The sequence below is a fragment of the Cognataquiflexum nitidum genome (assembly GCF_022538055.1).
Taxonomy (GTDB): Bacteria; Bacteroidota; Bacteroidia; order Cytophagales; family Cyclobacteriaceae; genus Cognataquiflexum; species Cognataquiflexum nitidum.
The window spans coordinates 119,694-136,460 of the sequence record NZ_JAKZAM010000002.1 but is presented as its reverse complement, the minus strand read 5'-3'; the positions used below and the strand labels follow the sequence as shown (position 1 = coordinate 136,460).

At 40.4% G+C, this 16,767-nt stretch carries 15 protein-coding genes; 5 read left to right on the top strand and 10 right to left on the bottom strand.

The window, feature by feature from the left end; translation table 11 throughout:
* Nucleotides 1–104: 104 nt before the first annotated feature.
* Complete coding sequence (locus tag MMU07_RS01795; RefSeq protein WP_241124119.1) at nt 105–386, bottom strand: hypothetical protein; 282 nt, start codon at nt 384–386, stop codon at nt 105–107.
* 323 nt (nt 387–709) lie between these two features.
* Here MMU07_RS01795 and MMU07_RS01790 point away from each other — a divergent pair, with 323 nt between their 5' ends.
* On the top strand, nt 710–2,278 hold the full coding sequence (locus MMU07_RS01790; protein ID WP_241124118.1) for a M81 family metallopeptidase: 1,569 nt from the start codon (nt 710–712) through the stop codon (nt 2,276–2,278).
* Between the two features lie 607 nt (nt 2,279–2,885).
* Here MMU07_RS01790 and MMU07_RS01785 read toward each other — a convergent pair.
* From MMU07_RS01785 to tnpA, 9 genes are all read right to left on the bottom strand, one after another.
* Nucleotides 2,886–3,098, bottom strand: a complete 213-nt coding sequence (locus MMU07_RS01785; protein WP_241124117.1) for a hypothetical protein — start codon at nt 3,096–3,098, stop codon at nt 2,886–2,888.
* 405 nt (nt 3,099–3,503) lie between these two features.
* A complete protein-coding gene (locus MMU07_RS01780; protein WP_241124116.1) occupies nt 3,504–3,761 on the bottom strand; it encodes a VF530 family protein in 258 nt (85 codons plus the stop codon).
* Between the two features lie 82 nt (nt 3,762–3,843).
* On the bottom strand, nt 3,844–5,697 hold the full coding sequence (locus MMU07_RS01775; RefSeq protein WP_241124115.1) for a hypothetical protein: 1,854 nt from the start codon (nt 5,695–5,697) through the stop codon (nt 3,844–3,846).
* Nucleotides 5,698–5,856: 159 nt separating this feature from the next.
* Nucleotides 5,857–6,138, bottom strand: coding sequence for a hypothetical protein (locus MMU07_RS01770; protein WP_241124114.1), 282 nt, complete (start codon nt 6,136–6,138; stop codon nt 5,857–5,859).
* Between the two features lie 197 nt (nt 6,139–6,335).
* Entirely contained in the window at nt 6,336–8,513 is a 2,178-nt protein-coding gene (locus tag MMU07_RS01765) for a DUF5916 domain-containing protein (protein ID WP_241124113.1), read from the bottom strand.
* A gap of 225 nt (nt 8,514–8,738) precedes the next feature.
* Entirely contained in the window at nt 8,739–9,545 is an 807-nt protein-coding gene (locus MMU07_RS01760; protein WP_241124112.1) for a metallophosphoesterase family protein, read from the bottom strand.
* A gap of 2 nt (nt 9,546–9,547) precedes the next feature.
* Nucleotides 9,548–10,264: a DUF3307 domain-containing protein gene (locus MMU07_RS01755; protein ID WP_241124111.1), complete on the bottom strand. Its 717-nt coding sequence runs from the start codon at nt 10,262–10,264 to the stop codon at nt 9,548–9,550.
* Nucleotides 10,261–10,905 (bottom strand): hypothetical protein, encoded by a 645-nt coding sequence (locus MMU07_RS01750; protein ID WP_241124110.1) that lies wholly within the window; start codon nt 10,903–10,905, stop codon nt 10,261–10,263. The genes MMU07_RS01755 and MMU07_RS01750 overlap by 4 nt, the downstream gene beginning before the upstream one ends.
* 112 nt (nt 10,906–11,017) lie before the next feature.
* Entirely contained in the window at nt 11,018–11,479 is a 462-nt protein-coding gene (tnpA, locus tag MMU07_RS01745) for an IS200/IS605 family transposase (protein WP_241124109.1), read from the bottom strand.
* 1,612 nt (nt 11,480–13,091) lie between these two features.
* Between tnpA and MMU07_RS01740 the strand changes: the two genes are divergently transcribed.
* The 4 genes from MMU07_RS01740 to MMU07_RS01725 all read left to right on the top strand — a co-directional run bounded on the left by MMU07_RS01740 (nt 13,092) and on the right by MMU07_RS01725 (nt 16,708).
* The gene (locus tag MMU07_RS01740) at nt 13,092–13,484 is read left to right on the top strand and encodes a hypothetical protein (protein WP_241124108.1); all 393 of its coding nucleotides are present in this window, start codon (nt 13,092–13,094) and stop codon (nt 13,482–13,484) included.
* A 20-nt stretch (nt 13,485–13,504) separates the two neighbouring features.
* Nucleotides 13,505–14,497 carry an IS3 family transposase gene (locus tag MMU07_RS01735; protein WP_241124107.1) on the top strand — a complete coding sequence of 331 codons (993 nt, stop codon included), beginning with the start codon at nt 13,505–13,507 and terminating at the stop codon, nt 14,495–14,497.
* A 313-nt stretch (nt 14,498–14,810) separates the two neighbouring features.
* Nucleotides 14,811–15,050 (top strand): hypothetical protein, encoded by a 240-nt coding sequence (locus tag MMU07_RS01730; protein WP_241124106.1) that lies wholly within the window; start codon nt 14,811–14,813, stop codon nt 15,048–15,050.
* Between the two features lie 119 nt (nt 15,051–15,169).
* Entirely contained in the window at nt 15,170–16,708 is a 1,539-nt protein-coding gene (locus MMU07_RS01725; protein ID WP_241124105.1) for an amidase, read from the top strand.
* Nucleotides 16,709–16,767: the final 59 nt, after the last annotated feature.

Here is a 16,767-nt window from a genome sequence, read left to right as displayed (position 1 = left end):
TCATGGGTCGCCTTCCACCAAAAGCCCAGAAATGAGGAGGTTTCCTGTTCAAATGCCAAACTTTGCCCTTGCTTTTCATTGAGATAATGTAAACTATCTGATTATTATGACATTTTAATAATTTTCCAAAATGATCCAATTTTTTCACGGTAGGCTTCATAACCTAATGGTAAATCAGAAACCTCTAAAATTGAATCATCTAGTTTTATCATCTCTTCCAACGAAACAATTCTAAAAGCTTGGTTATTATCAATCTCTTCTAAACCTGAAAATTGCCATACACCATCTTCATCATAGTGATGAACATGAGTGATTGGAGATTGGTTTTCAAGCACATGTATAGTTGTCAATACTGCAGTATTTAAATTTTCTTGAAACTTTTTCATCTTTAATTAACAAATCTATTTCCATTTCTGAGATACCCTTTGTGGAAATAATTAAACACCTGATATTACGAATGGATGTGTTCCGTACAGAAGTTGGAAGCAATTCCTCTCCTTTATTATTCCCATTTGCAATTGGCTTTCTAACCAATCCCCCTAATCGAAAGATAATCCTCGGCAATTTGAATTACAAACTCTACTAAATAAAAAGGTGTTTGATCCTATTGAATTTTTCATGATCCCAAATTTGTAGCAGCGGTTCCTTCACTTACGATATTTTTTAGTATTATAGTAGTCCTATACAACCCAAACCTTCCTTTTCCACCATGAACAAAATAAAGTCAAGTCTCCCAATTTTCATATTCCTCTTTGTCCTCGTGATTGGATGCAGCCAAAAATCCACTCTTGATGATTTGCCGCGGATCGGCATTGCCGGAATCGCCATTGAGTCAAGTACATTTTCACCGGCTGTCAGTGAAATCGACGCTTTCAAAGTCAGTCGTGGCGAGGAGATTTTCAATTTGTACCCGTTTTTCTCCCCTGATTCCGCCAACCGCAAACGTGCTGTTTGGCTACCGGCACTTTATGCGAGGGCTTTACCGGGAGGAGCGGTCACACGCGAAACATATGAATCATTGATCACTGAGATGTTGGATTCCTTGCGGAAAAATGCTCCTTATGACGGACTTTTTTTCGATATCCACGGCGCCATGAGCGTAGTCGGATTGGACGATCCTGAAGGGGATCTGATCATGAGGATCAGGGAAGTAATCGGAACCGAAACAGTGATTTCCACTTCTATGGACCTTCATGGAAGCGTCTCACCAAGGTTGGCAAAGCATACAGATCTGATTACCTGCTACCGATTGGCACCACATGAGGATGCCATGGAATCCAAAAAAAGGACGGTAGACAATCTTCTGGAGCGCTTAGAAAAAGGATTGGGAAAACCTACCTACAAGGCTTGGGTGGCCGTACCGATTTTGTTGCCGGGTGAAAAAACGAGTACGAGGATTGACCCTGCCAAGAGTCTTTATGCTAAAGTAGCCCCTGCGGCAGATCAGGAAGGCGTCACAGATGCCGGAATTTGGATTGGCTATGCTTGGGCGGATGAACCGAGGAATCAAGCTTACATCATGGTGACCGGTGATGATGGGGAATTGGTAAAGCAAACAGCAGGCGATCTTGCCAAGAGCTTTTGGGATGTCAGGCATGAGTTTGATTTCATTGCCCCGACAGCTACTTTGGAAGAAAGCCTTGATAAAGCGGTAAGCAGCGATAAGCGACCCTACATCATCAGCGATATGGGAGATAATCCCACAGCAGGAGGTGCCGGTGATGTCACTTGGACCTTGAATGAAATCTTGATGCGGCCTGAATTCAAATCCGAGGATGGACCTTCTCTCATCTATGCCTCCATTCCCGGGCCGGAGTTTATTGACAAAGCAGTAGCTGCCGGAGTTGGTGGCAAGGTAGAAGGATATGCCGGTGCCAAGGTGGATGCCCGTTTTTCCCCACCGGTTTTTCTTTCCGGCAAAGTGACTTCCATTGTCCATGGTGATCAGCATGCCGTATCTGAAGTGGTCGTCAAAGTCGGAAGTGTCTCTGTGATAGTGACCAAAAAACGAAAACCCTATCATTTGGAATCTGACTTTACCAGGCTTGGTTTGGACCCAAGGCAAACCGATGTGGTGGTGGTGAAAATTGGCTATTTGGTTCCCGAACTTTATGAGATGAGGGGAAATTGGATCATGGCACTTACTCCGGGAGGTGTGGACCAGGATTTGGAAAGGATGGAATTTAAGCGGATCAATAGGCCGATGTTCCCATTTGACAGGGAAATGACAGATCCTGATCTCAGCCCAATACTGATTCCCTTGTCCTACGAAAAGTGAGGCTAGATTTTGAAAATCAGGAGTGAATCGACATGAAAATTCTATATCAAACAAGAAAAAAACGCTACTTATTGGAACAAAAATCATGCATATTATTTACAAATAATTACACAAAGGTATCTAACATCAGGGAATTCATCAGATTAGTTGAGAATTGTTGTTGGTTACTAGTCATAGACGATAACCTAACAAAAATTTGTTAGAGCTATTTATTAAATAAGGCAGGCCTCATAGACCTGCCTTATTCATTTTTGGAAACTGATAAGGATCTGCACCTAATATATACTGCACAAATCCTAACCGTTTTAGTTTTTTCAAATTATGGTATCAAAAATTACTTTCTAAGAATTAATGGACTTAAGCCGAAACTTTCAGCTTTTTAGAATTAAAAGTGGAACCTTGGCCCTGCTGCTAAAGGAATATATCTGAATAAAAAAACCGGGGATTTCTGAAGCTTAAAACTTCAAAAATCCCCAGACCAGAATGCTACCATTTAACCTTTAAATCAAAAATAAATAAACCCTGAAGGGTCATTACCAAAAAACCAAAAACCTATACTATTACTACAATCTACGTTTTTTACTTTTTTAAATTTCAAGAAACTCTATTAAACTGATAATTTCTTGCTTTTCACGCTATATGACCTCCAATAATACCAAACAAAGCCAAGTTGTGGGGCTAACAACAAAACTGCATTTGGAACTATTGCAGAAACCGAGTTCCCAATTTCAATTCCTACCATGTCATAGAATGTCAGAATAGATAGGACTGCAAAAAGCGCATACAAATTCGCTTTAATAAATTTTGTTTTATTTTTCATAACGTTTTAGGTGGTGTTTAGACAAGATTTCGATTACAAAACTGAAAAGAAACCATTGTTCATTGGGTGATCAAGTCTCTATTTCGGATCTAATATGGGACAAAAAAATCTAAATACAAACTCTTTAACTTGGCATAATTTCGGTGAAAAATACCTGAAAATGAAGTAATTAATGCAGCACCCATTACATCATTTAATTATTGTAAATCGATTCAAGGAATTTGCATTTTACTTTTTCAGCTTTACTTTTTACCCATTTAGGAAGACTGAAAAAAAAATATTTTTTTTTCAAAAAGGCTAAAATAAATCTTCACCTTGATAAAAAGGGGAGAAATCAGTGGATCAAAAAGGAATAATTCACCACAGGTCAACTGAAATAAACGATAGTATTTTCAAGAAAAAAAATCAGCCTCGTCTCTCTCTTTCGATGGATTTGACATAAAAGTCTTCCACCTTTTTTCTTGCCCAATCTGTCTTTCTCAAAAATTTCAAACTTGAATTGACAGAGGGGTCATGGGTAAAGCATCTAAAACTAAACCTGTCACCGAGGTATTCCCAACCGTGTTTCTTTACCAAATAATCCAAAATATCAGCAAGGCGTACGCCATGTAGGGGATTATTGATTTGTTTTTCGGGACTGTTAAATTCATTCTCTTTATCCATAAACGCAAATTTATAGATAATGAAAATCTCATACAAACCATCAAAGCTCCAGGCGGGTTTTATAAATTTTTGGCTAAGGTTTTTAAAGAGGATTTTTACAAATAATTTCTCCAAAACTCAAGACTAAAATCTGTTGGGTGCCTAAAAAAGTTGTAGCTTCTAAATAAACGTTTTTCTCTTTATCGACAGTACCGACATAGATCATTTTGTGGGCTGCCAACAGTGTTTTCAATTCATTCAAATCACCCAATAAATACTCAGGTATGTGTTTACCGACTTCCAAAAGGTTGAATTCAGCACCTTCTGCAAAGGCAAGTTCTGTAAACAGCCTGTCCAGGTTTTTTTGAAAGGATATTTGGGCAATATATCTTGCTGAAAGTTTATGGGAGAGTACTGTATTGCTTTTGAGTACATTGGTATTTAGGAGCTGTTCGGTTACAGGATCTCCGAGGATGGTGACAATTTTAGTCATAAAGTTTTTGTTATTTCGATTTTTGGAAACCAAAAGCATTGTCAATCTAAAACCTTGCTCATCGTCAAGATTGATGATAATATTGTCATAATCGACTTCGTGGAGACCTTGCAGAAATGCGGGCATGAAATATTCTGAAGGCTCCTCGAAAACAAAATGAGACTCATCCAGGGAGGCCAAACTTGATACATCCATAAAATCATCAATATTTCCCAATGGCCAGGCATTGCCAATCACACATATCTTTTTACTTGCGGCTTCTTTGGGGGGAATAATTGCATCGTTTTTTACCAAAACCGGGGTATAGTTAATCGGCCTGTAATTCAATTCTTTGATGTTTTTGGTGAGAAAAAGAAGCCAATCCGTAGATTTGGCGGATTTCCCAAAGGGGCAGAGACTCATTTCAAAACCTCCTTCATTGTTGACTCCAGAATAACCTAGCAAAGTTCCTCCCTCGAAACTGAATAACAACTGTTCAAACAACAACCCTCCTAAATCACCCTTATCCAAAAACCTCTTTGGATCAATAAAATGTATTGTTGATCCATCAAATGAAAGAATTTCAAAGAATGCTTTATAATAGACAACATCCACTTTGGCCCTTGCCAGGATACTACCGATTACATCTCCCGGAGTGATGACGGCAAAAAGAGATCCTGCTCCATGTGAAGTCAGTTCCAGTGCAATGTTTCTGCTATCTTGATTGTTTGACAGTTCAATAGAACATTTTACAGGATGCTTGGAGCCATGCCTGTCAGACAAGTGTTTGAAAAATGAAGGATTGTTGGTAAGGGTTGTAAGGATTTTGAGATTAAAATTATCAGCTGAAAAATCATCTTCTCCTTTATCAGGCATTAAAATTACTATTCCAAGAGCATTTGAAATCGAAAGCCTTTCATAAGTCTGGAATGCCAATGGATTTCCCTGTCTTATAAAAATATCCAAATTCCCCCATCGCTCCCTATCGAGTTGAATCCTAAATGCAGAGACAATATGATTATCAGAAAAAAGAAGAACCACATTTTCAATAATTCCCTTATCCTTGGCCCTGAGGTTAAATTGGTCAAGGATCAAAGGTAATTTGATGTTGTAATTTATGAATACAGTATGTCCTGAGCCCTTGTATGGCAAGGATCCGCTTTTGATATTATCAATTAATTTGATCAAGGCAGCTGACAATACCGAAATGATAAAAGAAAACAAGACCAAGCCCAATAAAACAAGGAAAAGTCCTGCTACGATAGGCACTGTCCCTTTTGCATCAGCGTAATAAGAAGGATCAGCAAAAATCTTGTATGTCAACGGCAAATCTCCAACAAATGGAGAAAAGGCAATGATGATCGCCGCACTTGTAAGGAAAATAGCAATCAACTGCACCCAGACTGAGGCCAAGGCGAAGCGCTCTGGAGTTAATATTCTGCGGGTGTTTCTAAGAAAAAGTTTAAATCTTTCGAATTTTGCCAAAGTGAAGTCAGGTTTTGCATTTAAATATAACAAGCGTATGTCACTTTACCTCAATAATCTCTAAACCTGTTTTTGAAAATAAAGCTCCTTTTTACAAAGGGAAAATGGAGAACATGTAGAAAATTCAATCAAAGGTCCTATTCTACGATATGTTCGGTTTCAATGGTGACCATTCAATCCTAACACAAAAGCAATTCCTACCAAAACCACAAAAACGGTTATTTTGATTGCATTCAAAAAATAAGGATTGGCGTTGCTATTGGATTGAGATCGGTCAATAAGGTGAGAAACAAAACCCGAAAGCCCACCTGCGAGGGGAACCATAATTATTGGAAGGATAATCTGGTAATCATTTTCATAGTCTGATACACTTCCAAAAAGAAAATAAACCAACAAAAAAAGCCAGGAAAGAATTACCGATTTAAAGACCTTTTGTAACATGAGAATAGTACTTTGATAGTTGGGCAGTACAAACATAATTAAATATTTGCGTTTCCCCTTTATTGCCCATACCCAAATAATTAATCGGGAGAAAACGATTGGAGATTCCTCGCACAAAGAACTGAACACATTGGAAAAATATCCCTATCCGATAAAATCTTCTGCAGCACACAATGCCATATCGGGAAAACTCTGGGTTAAATATTCCACCAATAAGTGAATTTAAGAGCCACAGACCTGTTTTTTGCAAAAAAAGGAGCAGGAAGATAATTGTCTGTGAACACTAGAAAAATATCCGAAGCGGGTTTAAATCTCCACTGAATGCGCGTGTTTAGGTTAATGTTATCAACTTGTTCATTATACTGGACAAATGCAGTTATGAAAAACTTGTTGGTGAGTGTCAAGTCAAATCTCGGACCCACGAGCCAAAAAGAAGTGATTCCCCATGGTTCTGTGAGATGGATTTCGTTGTAATTGGCATTCATGGTCATGCTGAAATAAGGCTGAAACCTGTATCCCAATTCTCCACTGATATTGTACCTGTTGCCCTCAGCATAGTACCCTCCTACCCTTGTGGCTAAGGCATAGGTAAATATACTTTGGGGCTTGGAAGTAAATTCCGTTCCCCAAGCAAACCATCGGTGCTCCGATCCCGCAGCCAAGGTATCTCCCGAGAAATTGGTAGGATCGAAAGGATTCAGAAGCTTGATATAATCATGCGCAACCCATGTGGTAAAGACGCTTTGTGTCCTGAATCTCACTTTATATGAAACATAGGTTTCATTGTCGGTTTGGTTCATTTTGGTGTCAAAAAATGATTTGGTACTGAATTCAGGACCATGGCTGAGGATTTTTTTACTTTCCGGAAAAAACAGGTATCCGACCAATGGATTTATTTTGTAGAAGCCTGTTCTTGGAACGTAACCCACCTCAGCGGTATAATTTTCTGAAACATATTCATGTTGCACATTCCAATAAAGGTTCCCGCTGGTATAGCGCAAGTTAGCGGCATAAACCAAACCTTGCCCCGGTTTTAAAGGATTGAATGATTTCAAAACAAAGGCTTTTCCTGTCCAAAGGTTGTTGGAAGAGGCATAATTGAATTCTAGTCCGACATTCCTGTCAAATTGGGCAGCGGAAACCGAATCCTCGGATAATGGAGGGGTAAACATGCCCGCCTGCCTAGTGACAGCGATGGCGCTCAGGTTGGACCGTGCAAGCACTCTTCTTTGTAAAGTAAGGACGGAAAAATTCTGAGCATCAAGGTTTTCCTCTTCCACCTGCCCTGTCTGCATGGTCATTGCCCCGATCCTCCAATCCTTGTTTAATTTACCACTGAGTCTTGCGCCTGCTTGAATAGGAGCTTTCAGGCCTATTCTCCTGGAAAAAAATGGTCGTATAGTCTCATACCCAAAGTTGGCAAAAAGGTCTCCATTTTCAAGAAAAAACTGCCTCCTTTCCGGGAAAAAGAGTTCAAATCTATCCAGATTGGTCACTTGCTTATCCACCTCCACTTGGGAAAAATCAGGATTGACAGTCAAATCGAGGTTGAGTGCCGAACCAAGTCCGATCTTGGCATCCATTCCAAAGGAGTTTCTAAATATTGGCTCCTCCCCTTCCTTTCTGTTTTGAGAATGACCTCCCAACCCATAGGGAATCACAGAAATATTTGGGCCGGCTGCAGGCGGTGGATTGTCCCAAACAAGGATGCCCGTGTAGGCCAAGGAAGCTGAAGGAAACTGACGGGGCACGGGGGCCCAACCTGATTTTTCGGTGGTCTTGAGATCAAGACGGCTGAAATTGATACCCCATTCCTTGATTCCTGATTTATAACGGATGGATTTGAAAGGAATAGAAGCTTCAAAAACCCATCTGTCATCATAATTTGTAACTTTTGACTCCCACTTATTGTCCCAACTCAGGTCAACCTTACCGCCATCGTACATGATGCCGTCCCATTGTGCCCCGGCGGCATTGGCACCGAATGAAAACCCGTTGATCTGATCATCAAAAGGATCCATGAAAAGAAGAAAGTTGTCATTTTTACCAAAGCTGAAATCCCGTCTGAGAGATTCTACCATGTAGGGGCCCTCGAGCGCATGGTAATTCACCACAATCAAGTAGAGATGCTTGTCGTCATAGGCCATCCTGACATCCGTCCGGACTTCAGCAAAGCTTGTGTCCATAGGTGTAATCATAAAAAAATCCGTTGCCACTTCCGCATCTGTCCATGATTGTTCATCCAATTTCCCATCAATCACTATAGGATCAACAGTTTTGCGGATATTCAATCGATATGCATCATTGATTTTTTGGGAAAAAGAAACAGATACAACACCGAAGCAAATAAAGACCATCAGGATGGCTTTCTTCATGGAATTTTGAGGGGAATAAAAGCGAATTGACACAAAAGTATCCCAACACCCATGGAAGTTAAACATTTCTTTTTCCAATGTCGGTGTAACTGTTAAGGGAGGGAAATTATTGGTTTGAAAAATGAAAAAATACACCTTAGATTTTGGTAATAATTGAAACAAGTCAATAAAATATTGAAATGAGGACAGTCAAAGGTTCTCTATTTTGGATTTTTGGGAAATAAATTAAAGTGTATGTCGGCTCAGAATCATCCCGTCTGCTATCGCTTTGAGATAAGTGGCCACTTTTCCGTCTGCCCCGACCTCACATACCCTATAACCCGGAAATGGTGAACCCCAACTTCCCCCAAAATGTCCCGACCAAAGATAAGGTTTCTTTCTATTCAGCATGATACCGTCCACGTCGTGGTCATGGCCATGGAAGATGGCTTTGACATTGGGATAAGCTCCTATCAGTTCCAAAACCTCCCCGCAGGAAACACCATGCCTAGTCCAATCATTTTGGGAAATATGGATAAAGATAAATACGTGGGAAAGAGATTTGAATTCCTCTAGTTTTGATTTCAAAAATTCTGTATCCACACAAAGGTATTCCCCTGCCTGATTGGAACTATTAGCCAAAATAATCCCGAAATTCTCTTTGGTTATAAATGCAAAATCAGCGGGAATTCCCCAAATCGCTTCCCAGTCTTTCTCTGAAATCCGATCATGATTTCCTTTTACCGGGAAATAAGGAACGTTCAATTTGTCATATACTGCCTTTACTTTGGGCATCAAAGCAGGTTCATCGTGTATCAAATCTCCATTGAAAACCACGAAATCCACCTCTTTCTCACTGTTGACCGCATCGATCAATTGCTTGTGGAATCCTTCAAAATCTGTTTGGGGCTGCCCATAATGTCCGTCGGAGGCTACTATAAATTTGAGCTTGTTACTTGTAGGAAAATGCATTTTTCCAAAGGTCATAAACGGCATGGCCGTTACCCCTGAAGTAACCAAAGTTAATTTTATAAGAAAAGGCCGTCGGTTCATAGTCAAAAGGTTTTTATCAGGTACAAGATAGCCAAGGCTGTCAAAATTGCCATACCAAAGCTCATCAATGTTCCTATAAGGATATATTCAGTCAGCTTTCGGTCTTTGGATTCCTTGAGATCACCAAACCTGAAGACGGATTTGGCGGTGATCAAAAATCCGACTCCCTCCCAATGGTCTGTCAGGATGAATACAAATACGAAAAGTCTTTCCAAAATTCCGATGTATTTCCCGGCATTTGGAAGCGAGTCATTCGCTTTATCAAAGACTTTTTCTGACCATGGTTCGAGCAAGACGTTCATAATTATTGCCACTCCAAAACTCAGAAAACATGCTGCCGTGACTATAGCCCAAAAATCGAGGGATTCCAAAATCCAAAACCATGATGTGTCAGGATTAAACCAAAACAAGGATACGCCAACCAAAACCAGAATATGGAGCAATTGGTCGGCGATAAACCAAGCTGTCTTGGTGCTTTTATTTTGGAATAAAAGTTTGGCCAAGTCAATCAAAAAATGGGAAAAGGCCACTATAAGTGCCAAAGCCCAATATTGAAAATCCCAAAGAAGTAATAGAATGAGTGCGCCATGAATCAATACGTGAATGTATAGTTTTGGAGAAAGTGCTTTTTTAGCTTCCTTTTCCATCACCCAGGATTTGGGTTGGAGCAAAAAATCCCCCAAGAGATGGGCAAGCAGTATTTTTATGAATATGATCATGGCAACAGTTGAGTTAACTTTTCCTTAAATAGAAGATGAAGTTCGATCATTTCACTGTGATATGCCCTTCCAATTCTTGCACTGACAGAGTTTTGTTCGATCCCAAGGATTTCTCCGATTTCGGCTTGTTTTAACCCGGGCTTTTCCAATGCAATTTTCATGATTTCAGCTGAATTGCCCGACCAGTTGTCCATGACGATCAGGGCCAGTTTGAGCATCAGGTTCATGTCTTTGTCAAAATCCATCCATGGGGTTTTTACCATAAGGTTCTGGCCTTTCGCCTTCAATTGCTCAAATGCCTCCCCTGAGTTGATATACGCAGAACCTGTTCTTGTACCGATGCTGCCCGAATCCTGTTCCCTTTCACCGATACCGATAGACATTCGTACATCAATATGCGCATACCTTTTCTGGTTTTCTGAAGATTTGATAGATTTCAAGGTGGCCTTGATCAGCATGGCTTTGTATAAAGCAATCAAGGGATTGTTCATTTCCAATTGAAAACTATCACCACGGAAAATCTCCCAAGTGTCATTTTTGGAACCCCAACCATTAAACAAAGTTTCTAACGGCATCAACCAATCCTGTTGGTTCGCCAACTTCCTTGAATCGATGATATCCCCTGTGATGACGGCAAGCATAAACAAATATCTATTAAATAATCGATAAATCAAAATATCATCTTATAAGTAGATAAAATATAATATCGATTAATAAGTAGATAAATTGAAAAATCTATGATACTACAGATGATCAAACAATCCATTCAAAGAGATATTCATCCTTATATTCAATTTGAAATTTTTTAAGAAAAGCAATATATTCATCCCGAAACGTCTGCGTTTTGTGATGCTCTTTTTGATTCATAATGTAATGGATAACGGTATCCAAAGACCGTTGACCGTGTGAAAATGCACCATATCCATCTTGCCATTCAAACTTCTGCCTCGTAAATTTTCTTTCTTTAATGAAATTATTAGAGGATTTTTTTACTTCTCTCACTAAATCTGAAAGACAACAATTAGGCTTCATTCCAATCAAAATATGAATATGGTCAGGCATTCCGTTGATTGCCAACAGTTTTTGATCTTTGTTCTGGATAATACCTGAGATGTATTTGTATAACTCATCCTCCCAGTTTGAAAGAATCAGACTTTTTCTCCCTCTAACAGCAAAGACAACATGGATATATAATTGCGAAAAGGTACCCGGCATGGCGAAGGTTTTTAAGTAAAATAATCAGAAGGAATAAGTTCTCTAAAAGGGAAATGAATTCAAAATTTTAAGTCGATATTAAACGTTTAAATAATTGAAACTCCTCTCCAAAAGGGATGGAGAAATAATTCGTACCAAAATCATTCGACCGGTTCCCGGTCGGGCAACGTTCGGTTTAATCGTTTCTATAAATATGTGACCTGTTCCGGGTCGTAATTGGAGCCCATAAAAAAATGCCTCAATGGTATAAGCAAACATCTCTCCCATCCCAAAGGAATGAAATATTTATAATTAAACAACCAACCGATCAGAAACTCCGACAATGAAGGGGTCGAATTAAAAAATATTCGTAGCGAATACCATTCGACCGGTTCCCGGTCGGGCGACATTTGATTCAATGATTTTCTATAAATATGTGACCCGTTCCGGGTCGAAATAGGATCCAACAAGAAAAAAACTAAACGCTATAAACAAACGTCTCTTCCATCCCAAAGGGATGAGATATTTATAATTGAACAACCAACCGATCAGACCCACCGACCCTGAAGGGGTCGAATAAAAATATTCGTATCGAAAATCATTCGACAGGTTCCCGGTCGGGCGACATTTGATTCAATGATTTTCTATAAATATGTGACCCGTTCCGGGTCGGAATAGGAGTCTATAAAAAAATGCCTCAATGGTATAAGCAAACATCTCTCCCATCCCAAAGGGATGAAATATTTATAATTAAACAACCAACCGATCAGAAACTCCGACAATGAAGGGGTCGAATTAAAAAATATTCGTAGCGAATACCATTCGACCGGTTCCCGGTCGGGCGACATTTGATTCAATGATTTTCTATAAATATGTGACCCGTTCCGGGTCGGAATAGGAGTCTATAAAAAAATGCCTCAATGGTATAAGCAAACATCTCTCCCATCCCAAAGGGATGAAATATTTATAATTAAACAACCAACCGATCAGAAACTCCGACAATGAAGGGGTCGAATTAAAAAATATTCGTAGCGAATACCATTCGACCGGTTCCCGGTCGGGCGACATTTGATTCAATGATTTTCTATAAATATGTGACCCGTTCCGGGTCGGAATAGGAGTCTATAAAAAAATGCCTCAATAGTATAAACAAACATCTCTCCCATCCCAAAGGGATGAAATATTTATAATTGAAAAAAAAACCGATCAGACCAACCGACCCTGAAGGGGTCGAATAAAAAATATTCGTAGAAAATCATTCGACCGGTTCCCGGTCGGGCGACATTCGATTCAATGATTTTCTATAAATATGTGACCCGTTCCGGGTCGGAATAGGAGTCTTAAAAAAATGCCTCAACGGTATAAACAAACGTCTCTCCCATCCCAAAGGGATGAAATATTTATAATTGAAAAAACAAACTATCAGACCCTCCGATCCTGAAGGGGTCGAATAAAAATATTCGTAACGAAAATCATTCGACCGGTTCCCGATCGGCCAACATTTGATTCAATGATTTTCTATAAATATGTGACCCGTTCCGGGTCGGAATAGGAGTCTATAAAAAAATGCGGTCATGTACTGAAATAGGTTGACACAATTTAATTCAAAATTGTAAACCTATACACGGACAAAATGCGTGAATCAGAAAAATTCTCTGAAGATTCAAGGAGAAAAATAGTCATGGAAGTATTGTCAGGTACTTTAACCAAAGAACAGGCAAGGAATGTTTATGGAATAAAAAGCAAATCCGCTATCTTGGAATGGATGAGGATTTTTGCCGGTCTTGAAAGAAGAGTTCCGAAAGATCCTCTTCCTATTTTAAGAGACATGTCAGAGAAACAAGATTCCACCGGTGAGTTAAAAGGCCGTATCAGGCAACTTGAAGAAGAGCTTAAACTCAGCCGATTGAAGGGGAGGGCATATCAGATCATGGTCGATATTGCCAAAGAAGAATATGGTCTGGATCTTGAAAAAAAGTCTGGTGCCAAACAGTTCAAAGACTCAGAGAAGAAGAATCGGAGGTAAGTCTGGCTCAACTTTGTGGATTGTTTGGCAAAAGCAGGCAAGGCTACTATAAAGCTTTAAATTATATTTGCCGCGAAGCATTTGAGGAAGAGTTGGTTTTAAGTCTTGTTTTAAGGATAAGAAAGAAGGCTAAAACATCCAGATGGGGATTGAGGAAGATGTACCCCCTGATTGAGAGGGATTTAATCAGACTTAAAATCAAAATAGGCAGAGATAAACTGTTTGATCTGCTTCGCATGAACGGGTTATTGGTAAGCAAAAGAAAAAGGAAGTTTTTCACAACCCAAAGCCATCATTGGCTCAGGAAATACCAAAACCTTGTAGAAAACATGGTTGTCTCCAGGCCTAACCAGTTATGGGTTTCCGATATTACCTATGTCGAACTAAACGGAGAAGTCATGTATCTGTACCTTATCACGGATGCGTATTCCCAGAAAATAGTGGGATGGAATCTTTCTCAGGACCTGAAAGCTGAATCAGCACTTTATGCTCTGAATATGGCTTTTTTGTTTCAAAAGAACATAGTTGATCATTCTCTGGTCCATCATTCAGACCGGGGGGTACAGTACTGTAGTTATGATTATACAGACCTTTTGAAAAAGAAAAATGTGTGGATAAGTATGACAAAGCCTGCCTCCCCACAAGAAAATGCCATAGCGGAAAGGGTTAACGGAATTCTAAAAGAAGAGTGGTTGGTGGATATTGCAGGAGAAACAAATGCCTACCCGAAAAAATACATCAGTCAGATTATCAAAATCTATAATGATATGAGACCGCACGAAGGGTTGGGAAATCTTACTCCAAACCAAGTACATGACAAAGGTTTTAAAAGGCATGATACCGAACGCGTTATTGGTAAAAAATACAATTGGAAAAAGAAGACCGAACCTATTAAGGCCCGGTCTGAAAATAGCAACGCTATCGGACCAAACGACTATTCCTTGGCAAGTTGCTCCTCAGCAGAGCTTGCCTCCGCTTCATCGTGGTATTGTAAGATAATAGAAACTCTTTAGAAATTGAAACAATAACTAATTTCAAACAACAAAAGTGTCAACCATTTTCAGGACGAGACAGTAATTTCATCCCGACAATTGTCGCGGATACGCCTAGCGCCATCGCCATCCACCCACTAGACGTTGTCAAAGTCCTGATGCTACGACAGGGAGAAAAGGGCCAAAGATTCTTTTAGATGGTGCTCACCATAACTTTTTTATTCAGTGGGATTTTATCAATCCCTTCACTGACCTTGCCAAAAATAATGGATATCAAACAATCGTTGATAGCTTAGAATTTACGCCTGAATATTTAAAGCGCTTTGGCATTGTAATGATTATAACAGCTCTTCCATTCGACTTTACAACCAAAAACGAAGGAAATTCCCAAGGATTAGCCGGAACAATTGGAAAAGGAAAAGTTGTGGCGTTTGGAGACTCCAATGGTTTTGCTGCAATGCTCTTTGATACTGAAGATGGCCCAAAACAAGCTGCAGGAATGAATCTTATAGGATATGATTGGAAACAGTTTGTACTTAATACTTTACATTGGCTTTCAGGTGAATTAGAGTAAAAACGTGTGGTGTTATTAATTGCTCGGGCACTACCGATTTTTTTTCTAAATTGGGTATGCATACACAGCAGCTAATCATACACAAACTGACAATGCTAATGCATAAATAAGAAGATATCATGCTAACCACTTCAAGACGCAAATTTATCGGTCAAATGGGTTTAGGAAGCCTGGCCATATTTATTCCCATCGGATGCACTTACAAGCAATCAGGGATAGACATACAAGGTGAATCACCCTTACACTACAAAACGATTGTTGAAATCTCTAAGATGATCAAATCAAATGAGATTTCATCTTTTGACCTTACCCAACTCATGCTCGACCGGATTGAAACGGTTGATGCCAGCCTGCACAGCTTCCTCACCGTAATGAAAAATACAGCATTGGAAAGGGCAAGGGAACTGGACAAAGAACTTGAAGCAGGAAAATACCGCGGATTCTTGCATGGGGTTCCGATTGCAGTAAAAGACCTTTGCTACACCAAAGGAGTACCTACCACAGGCGGACTGAAGGTATTAAGCGACTTCGTGCCCGACTTTGACGCTACAGTGGTGAGCAAACTGGAAGCTGCAGGCGCCGTATTGCTGGGAAAACTAAATCTCACAGAAGGCGCCATGGTTGGATATCACCCTGATTTTAAGATACCGAATAACCCCTGGGGGAAAGATTTGTGGGCGGGTGGATCGTCCAGTGGGTCGGGTGTGGCCACTGCTGCCGGACTATGTTTCGGATCATTGGGCACTGACACTGGAGGATCCATACGTTTCCCATCAATGGCAAACGGCATTGTGGGCCTCAAACCCTCCTATGGCCGAGTCAGTCGGCATGGCGTGCTTCCACTTGCAGAATCATTGGACCATGTAGGACCCATGACCAGATGTGTCGCAGATGCTGCCATCATGCTTGAGGCGATTGCCGGTGAAGATCCCAACGATGCTACCTCCCTAAGCGAACCGGTCCCGGATATGCTTAAAGATATTGACAAAGGTGTCGCAGGACTTCGGATAGGATTTGACCGCGAGTATGCGCTGAATGGTGTGGATCCAGGATTAGCCAGTGCAATTGAGCGCGTCATAGAAGTATTGGAGGGCCTGGGAGCTGAAATTGTGGAGGTAAAGGTTCCGGATCTTACGAAAGTTGTAAAGACCTGGATCCTACTCTGCGCTGCAGAGGCAGCCAAAGCCCATGAGGCAAATTTCCCTTCACGGTCAGAGGAATATGGAGCATATTTTCGGGAGTTTCTAGAAATTGGTCATCGGGTAAATCCATCCGAGATTGCTGATATCCGGCAAATCCGGGAATCCTTCAGCACAGCCTTTCGAGCCATGCTTTCCGAGGTTGATGCCATGCTTTCCCCTGCGGCAGGCAGCCCCTTTGCTATTCCCGAAGGATTACAGTACAAATCCCTTACCCATTGGAATGAAGCGATTTCCAAAATCCTCAAGGCTTCCTCTACGAAGCATCCGGCTTTCTTTGCGTTTCCTCATAACTATGCGGGAACCCCGGCATTGGTCGTTCCCTGTGGATTCTCCGATAAGGGGCTTCCCTACACGATGCAGCTTTCTGGCGGTTTTTTGGAAGAAGCAATGTTGTGCCGGATTGGTCATGCCTATGAAAAAGCAACAGACTGGAACTTGCAGCATCCACCTGTTTGACAAAGGTGAAAGAATAGTAAAAGGAGCTTGAAATAAATTGAAAGTACTTAATATCCATA

Coding starts and splice junctions, on each gene's coding strand:
- MMU07_RS01750 (WP_241124110.1), bottom strand. CDS start 10,905: ATGCTTGCCGTCATCACAGGGGATATCATCGATTCAAGGAAGTTGGCG.
- MMU07_RS01740 (WP_241124108.1), top strand. CDS start 13,092: ATGCGTGAATCAGAAAAATTCTCTGAAGATTCAAGGAGAAAAATAGTC.
- MMU07_RS01770 (WP_241124114.1), bottom strand. CDS start 6,138: ATGTTACAAAAGGTCTTTAAATCGGTAATTCTTTCCTGGCTTTTTTTG.
- MMU07_RS01765 (WP_241124113.1), bottom strand. CDS start 8,513: ATGAAGAAAGCCATCCTGATGGTCTTTATTTGCTTCGGTGTTGTATCT.
- MMU07_RS01755 (WP_241124111.1), bottom strand. CDS start 10,264: ATGATCATATTCATAAAAATACTGCTTGCCCATCTCTTGGGGGATTTT.
- MMU07_RS01780 (WP_241124116.1), bottom strand. CDS start 3,761: ATGGATAAAGAGAATGAATTTAACAGTCCCGAAAAACAAATCAATAAT.
- MMU07_RS01760 (WP_241124112.1), bottom strand. CDS start 9,545: ATGAACCGACGGCCTTTTCTTATAAAATTAACTTTGGTTACTTCAGGG.
- MMU07_RS01730 (WP_241124106.1), top strand. CDS start 14,811: ATGATTATAACAGCTCTTCCATTCGACTTTACAACCAAAAACGAAGGA.
- MMU07_RS01790 (WP_241124118.1), top strand. CDS start 710: ATGAACAAAATAAAGTCAAGTCTCCCAATTTTCATATTCCTCTTTGTC.
- MMU07_RS01725 (WP_241124105.1), top strand. CDS start 15,170: ATGCTAACCACTTCAAGACGCAAATTTATCGGTCAAATGGGTTTAGGA.
- tnpA (WP_241124109.1), bottom strand. CDS start 11,479: ATGCCGGGTACCTTTTCGCAATTATATATCCATGTTGTCTTTGCTGTT.
- MMU07_RS01795 (WP_241124119.1), bottom strand. CDS start 386: ATGAAAAAGTTTCAAGAAAATTTAAATACTGCAGTATTGACAACTATA.
- MMU07_RS01785 (WP_241124117.1), bottom strand. CDS start 3,098: ATGAAAAATAAAACAAAATTTATTAAAGCGAATTTGTATGCGCTTTTT.